This window comes from Enterobacter cloacae complex sp. IR5422 (assembly GCF_049238165.1).
Classification (GTDB): Bacteria; Pseudomonadota; Gammaproteobacteria; order Enterobacterales; family Enterobacteriaceae; genus Enterobacter; species Enterobacter roggenkampii.
In genome coordinates this window covers 64,796-79,880 of sequence record NZ_JBMKHT010000015.1, presented here as the reverse complement: position 1 = coordinate 79,880, position 15,085 = coordinate 64,796, and the positions used below count along the sequence as shown (strand labels likewise).

The 15,085-nt window shown below is 56.5% G+C and carries 17 protein-coding genes; 14 read left to right on the top strand and 3 right to left on the bottom strand.

The window, feature by feature from the left end; translation table 11 throughout:
- Positions 1 to 30: 30 nt before the first annotated feature.
- The 10 genes from rseA to acpS all read left to right on the top strand — a co-directional run bounded on the left by rseA (position 31) and on the right by acpS (position 8,798).
- Complete coding sequence (gene rseA, locus ACOTXT_RS09935; protein WP_008502186.1) at positions 31 to 681, top strand: anti-sigma-E factor RseA; 651 nt, start codon at positions 31 to 33, stop codon at positions 679 to 681.
- Positions 681 to 1,634: a sigma-E factor regulatory protein RseB gene (gene rseB / locus ACOTXT_RS09930; protein ID WP_023308851.1), complete on the top strand. Its 954-nt coding sequence runs from the start codon at positions 681 to 683 to the stop codon at positions 1,632 to 1,634. Before rseA ends, rseB begins: the two co-directional genes overlap by 1 nt.
- Positions 1,631 to 2,107 (top strand): SoxR-reducing system protein RseC, encoded by a 477-nt coding sequence (gene rseC / locus ACOTXT_RS09925; RefSeq protein WP_032653064.1) that lies wholly within the window; start codon positions 1,631 to 1,633, stop codon positions 2,105 to 2,107. Before rseB ends, rseC begins: the two co-directional genes overlap by 4 nt.
- Positions 2,108 to 2,291: 184 nt before the next feature.
- Entirely contained in the window at positions 2,292 to 4,091 is a 1,800-nt protein-coding gene (gene lepA / locus ACOTXT_RS09920; RefSeq protein ID WP_008502183.1) for a translation elongation factor 4, read from the top strand.
- Positions 4,092 to 4,106: 15 nt separating this feature from the next.
- Positions 4,107 to 5,081, top strand: coding sequence for a signal peptidase I (gene lepB, locus ACOTXT_RS09915; RefSeq protein WP_025912838.1), 975 nt, complete (start codon positions 4,107 to 4,109; stop codon positions 5,079 to 5,081).
- 222 nt (positions 5,082 to 5,303) lie between these two features.
- Complete coding sequence (rnc, locus tag ACOTXT_RS09910; protein ID WP_003860711.1) at positions 5,304 to 5,984, top strand: ribonuclease III; 681 nt, start codon at positions 5,304 to 5,306, stop codon at positions 5,982 to 5,984.
- Complete coding sequence (era, locus tag ACOTXT_RS09905; protein WP_008502181.1) at positions 5,981 to 6,886, top strand: GTPase Era; 906 nt, start codon at positions 5,981 to 5,983, stop codon at positions 6,884 to 6,886. Before rnc ends, era begins: the two co-directional genes overlap by 4 nt.
- A gap of 17 nt (positions 6,887 to 6,903) precedes the next feature.
- Positions 6,904 to 7,611 (top strand): DNA repair protein RecO, encoded by a 708-nt coding sequence (recO, locus tag ACOTXT_RS09900; protein WP_008502180.1) that lies wholly within the window; start codon positions 6,904 to 6,906, stop codon positions 7,609 to 7,611.
- Between the two features lie 75 nt (positions 7,612 to 7,686).
- Positions 7,687 to 8,418: a pyridoxine 5'-phosphate synthase gene (gene pdxJ, locus ACOTXT_RS09895; RefSeq protein WP_049120629.1), complete on the top strand. Its 732-nt coding sequence runs from the start codon at positions 7,687 to 7,689 to the stop codon at positions 8,416 to 8,418.
- A complete protein-coding gene (gene acpS, locus ACOTXT_RS09890; protein WP_333166020.1) occupies positions 8,418 to 8,798 on the top strand; it encodes a holo-ACP synthase in 381 nt (126 codons plus the stop codon). Before pdxJ ends, acpS begins: the two co-directional genes overlap by 1 nt.
- Here the strand turns inward: acpS and ACOTXT_RS09885 are convergent.
- Positions 8,795 to 9,055: a YfhL family 4Fe-4S dicluster ferredoxin gene (locus tag ACOTXT_RS09885; protein ID WP_008502177.1), complete on the bottom strand. Its 261-nt coding sequence runs from the start codon at positions 9,053 to 9,055 to the stop codon at positions 8,795 to 8,797. The genes acpS and ACOTXT_RS09885 overlap by 4 nt on opposite strands.
- Before the next feature lie 46 nt (positions 9,056 to 9,101).
- Positions 9,102 to 9,950, bottom strand: a complete 849-nt coding sequence (locus ACOTXT_RS09880) for a MurR/RpiR family transcriptional regulator (protein WP_008502176.1) — start codon at positions 9,948 to 9,950, stop codon at positions 9,102 to 9,104.
- A gap of 117 nt (positions 9,951 to 10,067) precedes the next feature.
- Between ACOTXT_RS09880 and murQ the strand changes: the two genes are divergently transcribed.
- The 4 genes from murQ to tadA are packed head-to-tail and all read left to right on the top strand — an operon-like array spanning position 10,068 to position 13,537.
- Positions 10,068 to 10,961: an N-acetylmuramic acid 6-phosphate etherase gene (murQ, locus tag ACOTXT_RS09875; protein ID WP_008502175.1), complete on the top strand. Its 894-nt coding sequence runs from the start codon at positions 10,068 to 10,070 to the stop codon at positions 10,959 to 10,961.
- A gap of 11 nt (positions 10,962 to 10,972) precedes the next feature.
- Positions 10,973 to 12,334: a PTS transporter subunit EIIC gene (locus tag ACOTXT_RS09870; protein ID WP_045335344.1), complete on the top strand. Its 1,362-nt coding sequence runs from the start codon at positions 10,973 to 10,975 to the stop codon at positions 12,332 to 12,334.
- Between the two features lie 3 nt (positions 12,335 to 12,337).
- Positions 12,338 to 12,973 carry a phosphatidylglycerophosphatase C gene (gene yfhb, locus ACOTXT_RS09865; protein ID WP_032653055.1) on the top strand — a complete coding sequence of 212 codons (636 nt, stop codon included), beginning with the start codon at positions 12,338 to 12,340 and terminating at the stop codon, positions 12,971 to 12,973.
- A 24-nt stretch (positions 12,974 to 12,997) separates the two neighbouring features.
- A complete protein-coding gene (gene tadA, locus ACOTXT_RS09860) occupies positions 12,998 to 13,537 on the top strand; it encodes a tRNA adenosine(34) deaminase TadA (RefSeq protein ID WP_008502172.1) in 540 nt (179 codons plus the stop codon).
- Here the strand turns inward: tadA and mltF are convergent.
- On the bottom strand, positions 13,425 to 14,975 hold the full coding sequence (gene mltF, locus ACOTXT_RS09855; RefSeq protein ID WP_214573787.1) for a membrane-bound lytic murein transglycosylase MltF: 1,551 nt from the start codon (positions 14,973 to 14,975) through the stop codon (positions 13,425 to 13,427). The two genes, tadA and mltF, sit on opposite strands and share 113 nt — an antisense overlap.
- Between the last annotated feature and the right edge of the window lie 110 nt (positions 14,976 to 15,085).

Here is a 15,085-nt window from a genome sequence, read left to right as displayed (position 1 = left end):
GATAGCGGGATACTGGAAAAGGTATTAGGCATGCAGAAAGAAAAACTTTCCGCTTTAATGGATGGTGAAACGGTGGATAGTGAGCTGCTCAACGAGCTGTCTCATTCTCCCGAAATGCAAGAGACCTGGGAGAGTTACCATCTCATCCGTGACACCCTTCGCGGTGACACCGGCGAGGTTCTCCATTTCGATATCTCAGCCCGCGTCATGGCGGCGATTGAGAATGAGCCTGTTCATCAGACCACTCCGCTGATTCCTGAAGCTCAACCCGCACCTCACCAGTGGCAGAAAATGCCATTCTGGCAAAAGGTGCGTCCGTGGGCCAGCCAGCTTACCCAAATGGGTGTGGCTGCATGCGTATCGCTTGCAGTTATCGTTGGCGTCCAGCACTATAATACTCAGTCTGAAACTAATCAGCAGCCAGAAGCGCCAGTGTTTAACACACTGCCGATGATGGGCAAAGCCAGCCCGGTAAGCCTGGGCGTACCGGCTGATGCTTCCGCCAGCGGCGGTCAGCAACAGCAGGTTCAGGAGCAGCGCCGTCGCATTAATGCGATGTTGCAGGATTACGAGTTGCAGCGTCGTCTGCACTCTGAACAGCTTCAGTTTGAGCAGGCGCAGACCCAGCAAGCTGCTGTGCAGGTGCCCGGAAACCAAACTTTAGGAACGCAATCGCAGTAATGAAGCAACTTTGGTTCGCCATGTCTCTGATGGCGGGTAGCCTGTTCTTCTCTGCCAACGCCTCGGCTGATGTATCATCCGGGGCGTTGTTGCAGCAAATGAATCTGGCCAGCCAGTCACTCAATTACGAGTTGGCATTTATCAGCATCAATAAGCAGGGCGTCGAGTCGTTACGCTATCGCCATGCCCGTCTTGATAATCAGCCGCTCGCCCAGCTTTTACAGATGGATGGTCCGCGTCGGGAAGTTGTCCAGCGTGGTAACGAAATCAGCTATTTCGAGCCCGGCCTGGAGCCTTTCACGCTGAATGGCGACTATATCGTTGATTCTCTGCCGTCACTCATTTACACCGACTTCAAACGGCTGGCCCCTTACTACGATTTTATCTCGGTAGGGCGTACGCGTATTGCGGACAGACTGTGTGAGGTGATCCGCGTTGTCGCCCGGGATGGAACGCGCTACAGCTATATTGTCTGGATCGACGCGGAAACCAAACTCCCCATGCGTGTAGATCTGCTTGACCGTGACGGTGAAACGCTGGAACAGTTCCGCGTTATCTCCTTCAGCGTGAACAATCAGGTTGGCAACAGCATGCAGAATCTGGCTAAGGCCAGCCTGCCGCCGCTGCTTTCCGTTCCGGCAGGCGATTCCGTTAATTTCAACTGGGTACCTGCCTGGATCCCACAAGGGTTTAGCGAAGTGTCCAGCAGCCGTCGTCAGTTGCCAACGATTGAAACGCCAGTGGAATCGCGCCTCTATTCCGATGGTTTGTTCAGCTTCTCGGTTAATATCAATCGCGCAACGGCAAACAGCGCCGAACAAATGCTGCGTACCGGGCGCCGTACGGTGAGCACAACGGTACGCGATAACGCAGAGATCACCATTGTGGGTGAACTTCCTCCGCAAACGGCGAAGCGCATCTCCGACAGCATTAAATTCAGGGCCGCACAATGATCAAAGAGTGGGCGACGGTAGTCTCGTGGCAAAACGGCATTGCGCTGGTGAGCTGCGACGTAAAAGCCTCATGCAATAGCTGCGCATCCCGAGCCGGTTGCGGCAGCCGCGTGCTGAATAAGCTCGGGCCGCAAACATCGCACACGATTTCTGTGCCAAGCGAACAGCCGCTGATGGCCGGGCAGAAGGTTGAACTGGGCATCGCAGAAGGCAGTCTTCTCAGCTCCGCCATGCTGGTCTATCTCTCTCCGCTGATCGGGCTGTTTATTATGGGCGGCGTTTTCCAGATGCTGTTTGGCACCGACGGAGCCGCCATGTGCGGTGCCGCATTAGGTGGTCTGGGGGGATTCTGGCTTGCCAAAGGCCTCTCCCCGACGCTTGCCGCGCGCGAGGAGTGGCAGCCTGTTATTCTCAGCGTTGGGCTGGCGCCAGACCAGCTTCGCGTCGAGACGCTCTCTTCTGAGGCCCGGTGATTCATCGGGCTTTATCATTTTTACGTCTTAAAACAGAAAACGTCCTTTCTTCACGCTATACCCGGCGCTAAGTCCATTTCCAGGTAGCGGAGATGTAGTGTAGAATGCTGCGTTTTCGCACTGAAAAACGTCAGGCTAAGAACAGCGGCCTCCAGGAATTCGTAAGGCATAATTATTTAACTATATGAAGAACATACGTAACTTTTCGATCATTGCTCACATTGACCACGGTAAGTCGACGCTGTCTGACCGTATTATCCAGATTTGCGGTGGCCTGTCTGATCGTGAAATGGAAGCCCAGGTTCTGGACTCCATGGACCTGGAACGCGAACGCGGTATCACCATCAAAGCGCAGAGCGTCACGCTGGATTACAAGGCGGCTGATGGCGAAACCTATCAGCTGAACTTTATCGACACCCCAGGCCACGTTGACTTCTCCTATGAGGTTTCACGCTCGCTCGCGGCCTGTGAAGGCGCGCTGCTGGTAGTCGATGCCGGGCAGGGCGTAGAAGCCCAGACCCTGGCAAACTGCTACACCGCGATGGAAATGGACCTCGAAGTTGTGCCGGTTCTGAACAAGATTGACCTGCCAGCCGCCGATCCTGAGCGCGTCGCGGAAGAGATTGAAGATATTGTCGGCATTGACGCGACCGATGCCGTGCGCTGCTCTGCGAAAACCGGTGTCGGCGTGACCGACGTGCTGGAACGTCTGGTGCGTGATATTCCGGCCCCGGAAGGCGATCCGGATGCCCCGCTGCAGGCGCTGATTATTGACTCCTGGTTCGATAACTATCTGGGCGTTGTCTCCCTGGTGCGTATTAAAAACGGCACCATGCGCAAAGGCGACAAAATCAAGGTTATGAGTACCGGACAGGTCTATAACGCCGACCGTCTGGGTATCTTCACGCCAAAACAGGTTGACCGTACCGAGCTGACATGCGGCGAGGTAGGCTGGCTGGTGTGCGCCATCAAAGACATCCTCGGTGCGCCGGTGGGCGATACCCTGACAGGTGCGCGTAACCCGGCAGAAAAAGCGCTGCCAGGCTTTAAAAAGGTGAAACCGCAGGTTTACGCGGGCCTGTTCCCGGTCAGCTCTGACGACTACGAAAACTTCCGTGATGCGCTTGGCAAGCTGAGCCTGAACGATGCCTCCCTGTTCTACGAGCCAGAAAGCTCAACGGCGCTGGGCTTCGGCTTCCGCTGCGGCTTCCTCGGCCTGCTGCACATGGAGATCATTCAGGAACGTCTGGAGCGTGAATACGATCTGGACCTCATCACCACCGCGCCGACGGTAGTGTATGAAGTTGAAACCACCTCGAAAGAAGTGATCTACGTCGACAGCCCGTCCAAGCTGCCCCCGCTGAACAATATTCACGAGCTGCGTGAGCCTATTGCCGAATGTCACATGCTGCTGCCGCAGGAATTCCTCGGTAACGTCATTACGCTGTGTATTGAGAAGCGCGGCGTGCAGACCAACATGGTTTACCACGGTAACCAGGTCGCACTGACCTACGAAATCCCGATGGCGGAAGTGGTACTCGACTTCTTCGACCGTCTGAAGTCCACCTCCCGTGGCTATGCGTCACTGGATTACAACTTCAAACGCTTCCAGGCCTCCAACATGGTGCGTGTGGACGTGCTGATCAACGGCGAGCGTGTGGATGCGCTGGCGCTGATCACCCACAACGACAATGCGCCATACCGTGGCCGCGAGCTGGTTGAGAAGATGAAAGATCTGATCCCGCGTCAGCAGTTCGATATCGCGATTCAGGCGGCCATTGGCAACCACATTATCGCGCGTTCTACCGTGAAACAGCTGCGTAAAAACGTTCTGGCGAAGTGCTATGGCGGTGACGTCAGCCGTAAGAAAAAGCTGCTGCAGAAGCAGAAAGAAGGTAAGAAGCGTATGAAGCAGGTCGGTAACGTCGAGCTGCCGCAGGAAGCATTCCTTGCCATCCTTCATGTTGGTAAAGACGGCAAATAACCCTAAGGAGTTGGCATGGCGAACATGTTTGCCCTGATCCTGGTCATTGCTACCCTGGTGACAGGTCTGCTGTGGTGTCTGGATAAGTTTATCTTCGCCCCAAAACGTCGTGAACGTCAGGCTGCCGCACAGGTAGCCACTGGCGATGGTATTGACGCGAAAACCCTGAAGAAAGTCGGTCCGAAACCGGGCTGGCTGGAAACGGGCGCCTCGGTGTTTCCGGTGCTGGCGATTGTGCTGGTGGTACGTTCGTTTATTTACGAACCGTTCCAGATCCCATCAGGTTCAATGATGCCAACGCTGCTGATTGGTGATTTTATTCTGGTAGAGAAGTTTGCCTACGGCATTAAAGATCCGATCTACCAGAAAACGCTGATCGAAACCGGTCATCCGAAACGTGGCGACATCGTGGTGTTCAAATATCCGGAAGATCCGCGCCTGGACTACATCAAGCGCGCGGTAGGTCTGCCGGGTGACAAAGTGACTTACGATCCGGTTGCGAAAGAAGTCACCGTTCAGCCAGGCTGCAGCTCCGGTACTGCATGTGAAAACGCGCTGCCAATCACTTACTCGAACGTTGAGCCAAGTGATTTTGTGCAGACCTTTGCCCGTCACAACGGCGGCGAAGCGAGCAGCGGATTCTTCCAGGTACCGAAAGGCGAAACCAAAGATAACGGTATTCGTCTGGTTGAGCGCAAAGAGACGCTGGGTGACGTGACGCACCGGATCCTCACCGTGCCAATCGCACAGGATCAAGTGGGTATGTACTATCGTCAGCCGGGCCAGCAGCTGGCAAGCTGGATTGTACCGCCAGGCCATTACTTCATGATGGGTGACAACCGCGATAATTCTGCGGACAGCCGTTACTGGGGCTTTGTGCCGGAAGCGAATCTGGTCGGTAAAGCGACCGCAATCTGGATGAGTTTTGAGAAGCAGGAAGGCGAATGGCCGACCGGCGTACGCCTGAATCGTATTGGCGGAATCCATTAATTCTCACTAAATGAACGTGTAGCCGCGAATTAACGCGGCTACACGAATTATTTCACCGATAAATCTCTTCGAACTAACGACATCCCCTGTCGTTGTGTATAGAATATTCCCCCGAAGTTTAAGGTTGGCCCTGCAAGGGTGCCACGGCACACGAAACCGCGTTGGTTTTCTCAGGTCGGTTTCGTGTGCTGCATTTTTGACGCATTCATTTATTGGTATCGCATGAACCCCATCGTAATTAATCGGCTTCAACGGAAGCTGGGCTACACTTTTCATCATCAGGAGTTGTTGCAACAGGCATTAACCCACCGCAGTGCCAGCAGCAAACATAATGAGCGTCTCGAGTTTTTAGGCGACTCTATTTTAAGTTTCGTGATTGCGAATGCGCTTTATCATCGTTTCCCGCGCGTGGATGAAGGTGATATGAGCCGCATGCGTGCCACGCTGGTTCGGGGTAATACCCTTGCGGAAATCGCGCGCGAATTTGAGCTGGGCGAATGTCTGCGTCTTGGGCCGGGTGAACTGAAAAGCGGCGGCTTCCGTCGTGAATCTATTCTTGCCGATACGGTCGAAGCATTAATTGGTGGTGTGTTCCTGGACAGCGATATCCAGACCGTCGAAAAGCTGATCCTGAACTGGTATCAGACCCGTCTGGACGAAATCAGCCCGGGCGATAAACAAAAAGATCCCAAAACGCGTCTGCAGGAATATTTGCAGGGCCGTCATCTGCCGCTGCCATCTTATCTGGTGGTGCAGGTTCGTGGCGAAGCGCACGATCAGGAATTTACCATCCATTGCCAGGTCAGTGGCCTGAGTGAACCGGTGGTGGGCACAGGTTCAAGCCGTCGTAAGGCTGAACAGGCTGCCGCCGAACAGGCGTTAAAAATGCTGGAGCTGGAATGAGCGAAGAAAAGACCTATTGCGGATTTATTGCCATCGTCGGACGTCCGAATGTCGGCAAATCCACCCTGTTGAATAATCTGCTTGGGCAGAAGATTTCTATCACCTCGCGTAAGGCGCAGACCACGCGTCACCGCATCGTCGGTATCCATACTGAAGGCGCGTATCAGGCGATCTACGTCGATACCCCGGGCCTGCACATGGAAGAGAAGCGTGCCATCAACCGTCTGATGAACAAGGCGGCGAGCAGCTCGATTGGCGACGTGGAGCTGGTGATTTTCGTTGTGGAAGGCACCCGCTGGACGCCGGACGACGAGATGGTGCTGAACAAGCTGCGCGACGGCAAAACGCCGGTCATCCTCGCCGTCAACAAAGTTGACAACGTGCAGGAAAAGGCCGATCTGCTGCCGCATCTGCAGTGGCTCGGTAGCCAGATGAACTTCCTCGACATCGTTCCGCTGTCTGCGGAGACGGGTCTGAACGTGGATACCATCGCGGGCATCGTGCGCAAACATCTGCCGGAAGCGATTCATCACTTCCCGGAAGAGTACATCACCGATCGCTCTCAGCGCTTTATGGCGTCTGAAATCATCCGTGAAAAGCTGATGCGTTTCCTGGGCGCTGAACTGCCGTACTCTGTGACGGTGGAGATCGAGCGTTTCCAGAGCAACGAGCGTGGCGGCTACGACATCAACGGCCTGATCCTCGTTGAGCGTGAAGGGCAGAAGAAGATGGTGATCGGCAATAAAGGTGCCAAGATCAAAACCATCGGCATTGAAGCCCGAAAGGACATGCAGGAGATGTTCGAAGCGCCGGTTCACCTTGAACTGTGGGTGAAAGTGAAATCTGGCTGGGCCGATGATGAGCGTGCTCTGCGCAGCCTCGGTTACGGCGAAGACCAGTAACACAAGACGACGAGCATATGGATGGATGGCAGCGCGCCTTTGTCCTGCATAGTCGTCCCTGGAGCGAAACCAGCCTGATGCTGGACGTCTTCACGGAAGAGTCGGGCCGCGTGCGCCTTGTTGCAAAAGGCGCACGTTCCAAACGTTCTAACCTGAAAGGTGCCTTACAGCCTTTCACGCCGTTGCTGGTCCGCTTTGGTGGGCGAGGGGAAGTCAAAACCCTGCGCAGCGCCGAAGCCGTCTCCCTGGCGCTTCCTCTCTCCGGCATCACGCTCTACAGCGGTCTGTATGTCAATGAACTCATCTCACGCGTTCTTGAACATGAGACCCGCTTCTCTGAACTTTTCTTTGATTATCTGCACTGTATCCAGGCGCTGGCTGGCGCAACCGGTACGCCCGAGCCTGCGCTGCGGCGTTTTGAGCTGGCGCTGTTGGGCCATCTTGGGTACGGGGTCGATTTTCTGCACTGTGCGGGCAGCGGTGACGAAGTGGAAGACACCATGACCTACCGCTACCGTGAAGAAAAAGGCTTCATTGCCAGCGTCGTGATCGACAACAGCACCTTTACCGGGCGTCAGCTCAGGGCGCTTTATGAGCGCGAGTTTCCCGATCAGGATACCCTGCGCGCAGCAAAACGCTTTACCCGGATTGCCCTCAAGCCGTATCTTGGCGGCAAGCCCTTAAAGAGCCGCGAATTATTCAGGCAGTTTGTGCCGAAACGTTAACGTTTTTCCCCCTCACCCCAGCCCTCTCCCGGAGGGAGAGGGGGAGGGAAATGAACCAAAATACCGAGGATTGTCATGGCTGAATTACTGTTAGGCGTCAACATCGATCATATCGCCACGCTGCGTAATGCGCGCGGCACGGCGTATCCCGATCCGGTTCAGGCGGCGTTTATCGCTGAACAGGCTGGCGCCGACGGCATTACCGTTCACCTGCGTGAAGACCGTCGCCACATCACTGACCGCGACGTTCGCATTCTGCGTCAGACGCTGGACACCCGTATGAATCTGGAGATGGCGGTCACCGAAGAGATGCTGGCGATTGCCTGTGAGACCCAGCCGCACTTCTGCTGCCTGGTGCCGGAAAAACGCCAGGAAGTCACGACCGAAGGCGGTCTGGACGTGGCCGGCCAGCTCGACAAAATGCGCGATGCCTGCAAGCGCCTGGCTGATGCCGGTATCCTGGTTTCGCTGTTTATTGACGCCGACTTCACCCAGATTAAAGCGGCAGCCGACGTGGGCGCGCCGTATATCGAAATTCACACCGGCTGCTATGCCGATGCCAAAAACGATGCCGAGCAGGAGAAAGAGCTGGAGCGTATTGCTAAAGCGGCCACCTACGCGGCGAGCCTGGGTCTGAAGGTCAATGCCGGTCACGGCCTGACCTACCATAATGTGAAGGCCATTGCCGCCATCCCGGAAATGCACGAGCTGAACATCGGTCACGCGATCATTGGCCGCGCGGTGATGAGCGGCCTGAAAGAGGCGGTCGCGGAAATGAAACGCCTGATGCTGGAAGCGCGTCAGTAATGGCCATTCTGGGCTTAGGCACCGATATCGTGGAAATAGCCCGCATTGAAGCGGTGATCGCCCGCAGCGGCGTTCGCCTCGCAAGGCGCGTGCTGAGCGATAACGAATGGGCCATCTGGGAAGCGCATCAGCAGCCGGTGCGTTTTCTGGCGAAGCGTTTTGCGGTAAAAGAGGCGGCCGCCAAAGCCTTCGGGACCGGCATTCGTAACGGTCTGGCGTTCAACCAGTTTGAAGTGTTTAACGATGAGCTGGGTAAGCCAAGCCTGCGTTTATGGGGCGAGGCGCAAAAGCTGGCAGAGAAGCTCGGCGTGAATCACGTCCACGTGACGATCGCGGATGAGCGTCACTATGCCAGCGCAACGGTGATCATCGAAAGTTAAAGTTTGTCCGCGTGGTGCATCAGGACAAACTTATCCCACAGCTGCTCTTCGCTCTCGACGTGTGCCGGATCCTTCAGGATGGTATTGGGGATCGGGCACACTTTCTGACAGGTCGGCGTTTCATAGTGGCCGATGCATTCGGTGCAGCGGTCGCTGTTAATCTCATAAATGCTGTCGCCCATCGAAATGGCCTGGTTCGGGCATTCGGGCTCGCACATATCGCAATTAATGCATTTTTTGGTAATTAACAGCGCCATCAGGAAATTCTCAGAAACAACACAAACTGGGCGGGCATTATACGCGTCAAACCAGTTTCTTTACCAGTTCTTCGCTGTGGCGAATGCGCTCGGGCGCACGCTCCAGATCCTGCTGCACCAGCGCCATAAACAGCAGGTCCGTCAGCATCATTTGTGCGCTGGTGGACGAGATAGCCGCGCTGCGCGTGGCCTGTTCCTCGGCAATGGTATATAAACAGCGCGTGGCCCGCTGCTGTAGGGCATTCGGCGTAAAACCGGTGATCGCCAGAATTTTACCGCCGACGCGCAGGACTTCGTCGGTGGCCATGTTGATCTCACGGCGCTCGCCGGAATAGGAGATCGCCAGCAGCAGATCGTCAGGATCCATCGCCTGTACGGTCGCCAGCAGGGCGTGCATATCCTGCTCGACGATGGCGTTAAGGCCAATTTTTGTCAGCTTCCAGCCAAAGTTACGCGCCACAAGTCCGGACGCGCCGATGCCGGTCAGAACGATCCGCCGCGCGCCGCGCAGCATCGCCACGCTCTCCAGCAGCTTCTCTTCCGTATTCACATCGAGCGTCGCATGCATGGCCGCCACGTTCTCTTTGATCAGCTTTTCGCCGACCAGCCGCATCGGATCGTCTCCGCGGATCTGATTATGCACCGGCATGGACTGCGGGTTAGGATTACTGACCAGCGCTTCACTGATCGCCAGCTTGAGGGCAGGGAATCCCTTAAAGCCAATCTTCTGCGCAAATTTCACCACGCTGGACTGGCTCACCCCGGCTTCACTCGCCAGCTGCTGCGAGCTGAGATGGCGCGCGCGATCGGGTTGAGAAAGCAGAAAATCCGCCAGCTTCTTGTCGCTTTGGGCAAAGCCTGCGTAGCGCTGGCGAATGCGAATTAAACAGTTCATACGGTCTCCTGGCGAAAATGTGATTATCTGCGCAAATACGGATTTTGCTCGCCTGAATGAATTTTATATTCCATTATAGTGTGATTATTATGAATTAAAAATTCTTGAGGTACAAAAATGAATCTTGGCTCACTTGTTTCTGAAACACGTAACCCGCAAACCATGGATCTGGATGCGCTCTCCACCCTGGAGCTGGTTAACCGCTTTAATCAACAGGATACGCTGGTCGCGCAGGCAGTGAAAGAGACATTACCAGAGGTGGCGAAAGCGGTCGATGCGGCTGCGGAAGCCCTCAAGGCCGGTGGACGCATTATTTACATGGGGGCGGGGACCAGCGGGCGTTTAGGGGTCCTGGACGCGTCAGAATGTCCGCCAACCTTTGGGGTCCCGCATGGTCTGGTAGTTGGGCTGATCGCCGGTGGCCCCGGTGCGCTGTTGAAAGCCGTTGAAGGGGCGGAAGACAACAAACAGCTGGGCGAGGATGACCTGAAGGATCTTAATCTGACCGCGAAGGATCTGGTGGTCGGGCTGGCGGCATCCGGGCGCACGCCGTACGTGATTGGCGGGCTGGAATACGCCAACCAGACCGGCTGTACGACGGTCGCCATCTCCTGCAACCCTGGCTCACCGATTGCGCAGGTGGCCACAATTGCTATCTCGCCAGTTGTCGGGCCGGAAGCGCTCACCGGCTCCACGCGCCTGAAATCCGGGACCGCGCAAAAGCTGGTGCTCAATATGATCTCCACCGGCGCGATGGTGAAGTTCGGCAAGGTGTATCAGAACCTGATGGTGGATATGCAGGCCACCAACGTCAAGCTGGTGGACAGAGCCTGCCGCATGGTGATGGAGGCGACGGGCGCAGGACGTGAAGAGGCGGAAGCGGTACTCAAACAGACCGATCACGATGTTAAACCGGCCATTTTGATGATCTTAAGCGGGCTGGATGCGGCGGCCGCAAGAGCCAAACTCGATGCGCATAACGGTTTCTTACGGGCGGCATTAGAACACTAACAGAGGCGTGTATGGACAAAACAGCAGCGCTCGCCAGCGGTATCCTGCGGGGGATTGGTGGGGAACAAAATATTCAGCGTCTCGAAAACTGCATGACGCGCGTGCGCGTCGAGGTGCATGACGACGACCAGCTTGACGTGCCGGGTCTGAAGCAGCTTTCCGGCGTCAGCGGCTACGTGAAACAGGGGCAGCAGCACCAGCTGATCGTCGGCCCAGGGAAAGCGGCGCAGGTTGTCGATGCCATGCGCGCGCTGATGGGCGTGAGTGCGAGCGTATCGATTGACGATGCTGAGCGCACCAAAGCCCAGGCAAAGGCGAAATACAAAGCCCCCATGAGCGATGCGCTGCGACAGCTGGCCAACGTCTTTATTCCGCTGATCCCGGCGTTTATTGCCTCAGGCCTGATCACCGGGATCATTAATATCCTCAAGCGGCCGGATATTGTGGGGGATTTCGCCACGCAGTATCCGAACCTGCTGGGGATTCTCGGGATCTTCGGCAGCGCGGTGTTCGCCATCATGAACATTCTGGTCGGGGTGAATACCGCGAAGGTGTTTGGCGGATCGCTGGCGATGGGCGGGGTGATGGCGGGCATCTTGTCCAGCCCGCAGCTGGCGCAGATTACGCTGTTTGGTGAGGCGCTTCAGCCGGGCCGCGGCGGGGTGATCGCGGTGCTGCTGGTGGTCATCCTGATGTGCTGGATCGAGAAACGGCTGCGCGCGGTTCTGCCAGGCTCCATCGAGCTGATTCTCAACCCGCTGCTGACCACGCTGATTACCGGTAGCGTAGCGATTGTCGCCCTCCAGCCGTTAGGCGGGTGGATCTCTGAGGCCATCGCCCACGGTGCGTCGCTGGCGATTGACCGCGGCGGCCTGTTAGTGGGCGCGGTGCTGTCGGGTACTTTCCTGCCGCTGGTGCTGACCGGCCTGCATCAGGGGCTGGTACCGATCCACGTCGAGCTGGTGCAGGCGCACGGCTATAACGCGCTGCTGCCTATCCTGTCGATGGCGGGTGTAGGGCAGGTCGGTGCGGCAATTGCGGTACTGATGAAAACCCGCAACGCGCGTCTGAAAAAAATGATTAAAGGCGCACTCCCGGTCGGACTGCTCGGCATTGGCGAGCCGCTGATTTTCGGTGTTACGCTGCCGCTGGGTAAACCGTTCCTCGCGGCCTGTCTGGGCGGCGCGGTAGGCGGGGCGCTGATCAGCTACTGGAAAGTTGCCACCGTCATCACCTTTGGTCTCTCGGGGTTACCGCTGGCATTAACCATCGTGACCGGAAAAGTGGTGCTCTATCTGTTAGGCTATTTAGTAGCGGTGATCGCCGGGTTCCTGTTTACCTGGCTGTTAGGTTTCAACGACCCAGAGGAGTAAGGTTTGGCAAATCACGGGCGTCGCGTTGTCTTTTTCGACCTGGATGGCACGCTGCATCAGCAGGATATGTTTGGTACGTTTATGCGTTACCTGCTGCGGCGTCAGCCTCTGAATGCGCTGCTCGTGCTACCGCTCTTACCGGTTATTGGGATCGCGCTGCTGGTGAAGGGCCGTGCGGCGCGATGGCCAATGAGCCTGCTGCTGTGGGGATGTACGTTTGGGCACAGCGAAGCGCGCCTCAAACAGCTCGAGCAGGATTTTGCGCACTGGTTCCGCGGCCACGTTGCCGCATTCCCGGTGGTGCAGGCGCGCCTGACCGGCTATCTCGACGCGAACGATGCCGACATCTGGCTGATTACCGGCTCCCCGCAGACGCTGGTGGAGCAGGTCTACTTTGATACCCCCTGGCTACCGCGCGTGAATCTTATCGCCACGCAAATTGCCCGCGGCTACGGCGGTTGGGTGCTGACGATGCGCTGCCTGGGGCATGAAAAAGTGGTCCAGCTGGAAAAACGTATCGGCACGCCACTGCGCCTGTACAGCGGCTACAGCGACAGCAAGCAGGACAACCCGCTGCTCTATTTTTGCCAGCACCGCTGGCGCGTCACGCCATCAGGTGAACTTCAGCAACTCGAATAGTCTTATCCATAAGGGGTGTGTATAATGCCGCCCGCTTTTCGACTGGAGTATCAACCGTTGTCCAACCCTGAATTCTCGCATGAATACTGGATGCGCCACGCGCTAACGCTCGCTCAGCGTGCCTGGGACGAGGGCGAAGTGCCCGTGGGCGCCGTGCTGGTCCATAATAACCAGGTGATTGGTGAAGGGTGGAACCGTCCCATTGGCCGCCACGATCCGACGGCGCACGCCGAAATCATGGCGCTTCGTCAGGGCGGTCTGGTGCTGCAAAACTATCGCCTGCTTGATACCACGCTGTATGTGACGCTGGAGCCGTGCGTGATGTGCTCCGGGGCGATGGTGCACAGCCGGATCGGGACTCTGGTCTTCGGTGCGCGGGATGAAAAAACCGGCGCGGCCGGTTCGCTGATGGACGTGCTGGGTCACCCGGGGATGAACCACCAGGTAAAGACTATCGGCGGGGTGCTTGCACCAGAGTGTTCGGGGCTATTAAGCGATTTCTTTCGAATGCGCCGTCAGCAGAAAAAGCAGCAAAAGGCAGAATTGAAGCCGACGGACGGTTAAGCTCGTCCGGCGCCACGACAGGGTAGCTTTGGGCCAGCCGTTTGGCCTCTGTCGCCTCTTTCTCTTTCTCCAGCAGATACCCGACCAGGCTAATCTGATATTTACGGATATTTTCCACGTAGGCGTAGGCTTCATGCCCGCGCGCGTAGCCGTACGTCAGCTTGTTATACCATGGCTTCTGGCTCAGCAGCGGCAGGCGCTGTTTTACGTCTGACCAGCTGTCCGGGTTGCCTTTCGTTTTGGCCGTCAGCGCTCGCGCATCCAGCATATGCGCATAGCCCATATTGTAGGCCGCCAGCGCGAACCAGATCCGCTCCTCTTCCGGCACCGTTTCCGGGACTTTGGCCATCATATCCTGCAGGTAGCGCGCGCCGCCGCTGATGCTCTGTTCCGCATCGGTACGGTCATTGACGCCGAGGCTCAGCGCGGTATTTTTAGTTAACATCATCAAACCACGTACGCCAGTCGGAGACGTGGCCTGGGTATCCCAGTGGGATTCCTGATACGAAATAGCCGCCAGCAGTTTCCAGTCAATTTCCTGGGCGTATTTTTCGAACAGCGGCTGCAGGTCCGGCAGGACGCTGTCTACCGCACGCAGGAAGCTGCGGGTGTCAACGTAGTCAAAGTCATCACCATGCCCGAGGTACTTCTCCTCCAGGCGCGCCAGCGTACCGTCTTCATTCATGGTGTTGAAGAAATCGAGCATCGCGGCAGAGAGGGTCTGATCGTCATCGAGCTGAGTAAACCAGGTCACAGGCTGCTCGTCGGTGACGTCCAGCGCCACGGCGATTTCAGGATGCACGCGCTGGAACAGGCTGATCGCGACCGAATCGGCGATGGTGTAGGGGATTTTCTGATCTTTTACCTGCTCCAGCAGCTCCGTCGTGCCGAGTTTCGCATCCACCGTCCAGCTCAGGTCCGGATATTTCTTCTCCTTGAGCTCGCGCAGATCGTCAATTACCACGTGACCGGGGGCAATCGTCAGCTGCCGATCGTTAATCGACGCCAGCGAGCGCGGGCGCAGGCTCCCGACGCGGTAAACCAGCTGCTGCGAAACGGAGTAGTAGGTCGGGCCTGGCTGATAGTTTTTGCTGCGCTCGCTGTTATACACCAGCCCGGCGGCCAGCATATCGGCATCGTCGTTATCGAGGTCGTCAAACAGCTGGTTGATATTCTGGCGGACGGTGATTTTCAGCTTTACGCCAAGGTAATCGGCGAACTGCTGTGCCAGTTCATAATCCAGTCCAATGATTTTGCCGTTGATGTCGCTGTAAATCAGCGGAGAGTTGAGGGTACTGACGCGCAATTCCCCCCGCTCCTGAATGGCGGCGATACGGTTTTCGGCTTTGCCGATCCAGGGGATGGAAGGCCAGAGGGCCACTGCCAACAGCAACGTTACAATGCCGATGAGCAGATAATTAATCTTTAATTTTTTCAATTAGTTAATTCTCTGCGACGCCGGTTGCCTCAGTCTGCTGTAGCCATGTTAACAATAAGGTTTGCCATTGAATGAGCGGCATTTTGCGTAAACTTGCGCCACTTGGCAAC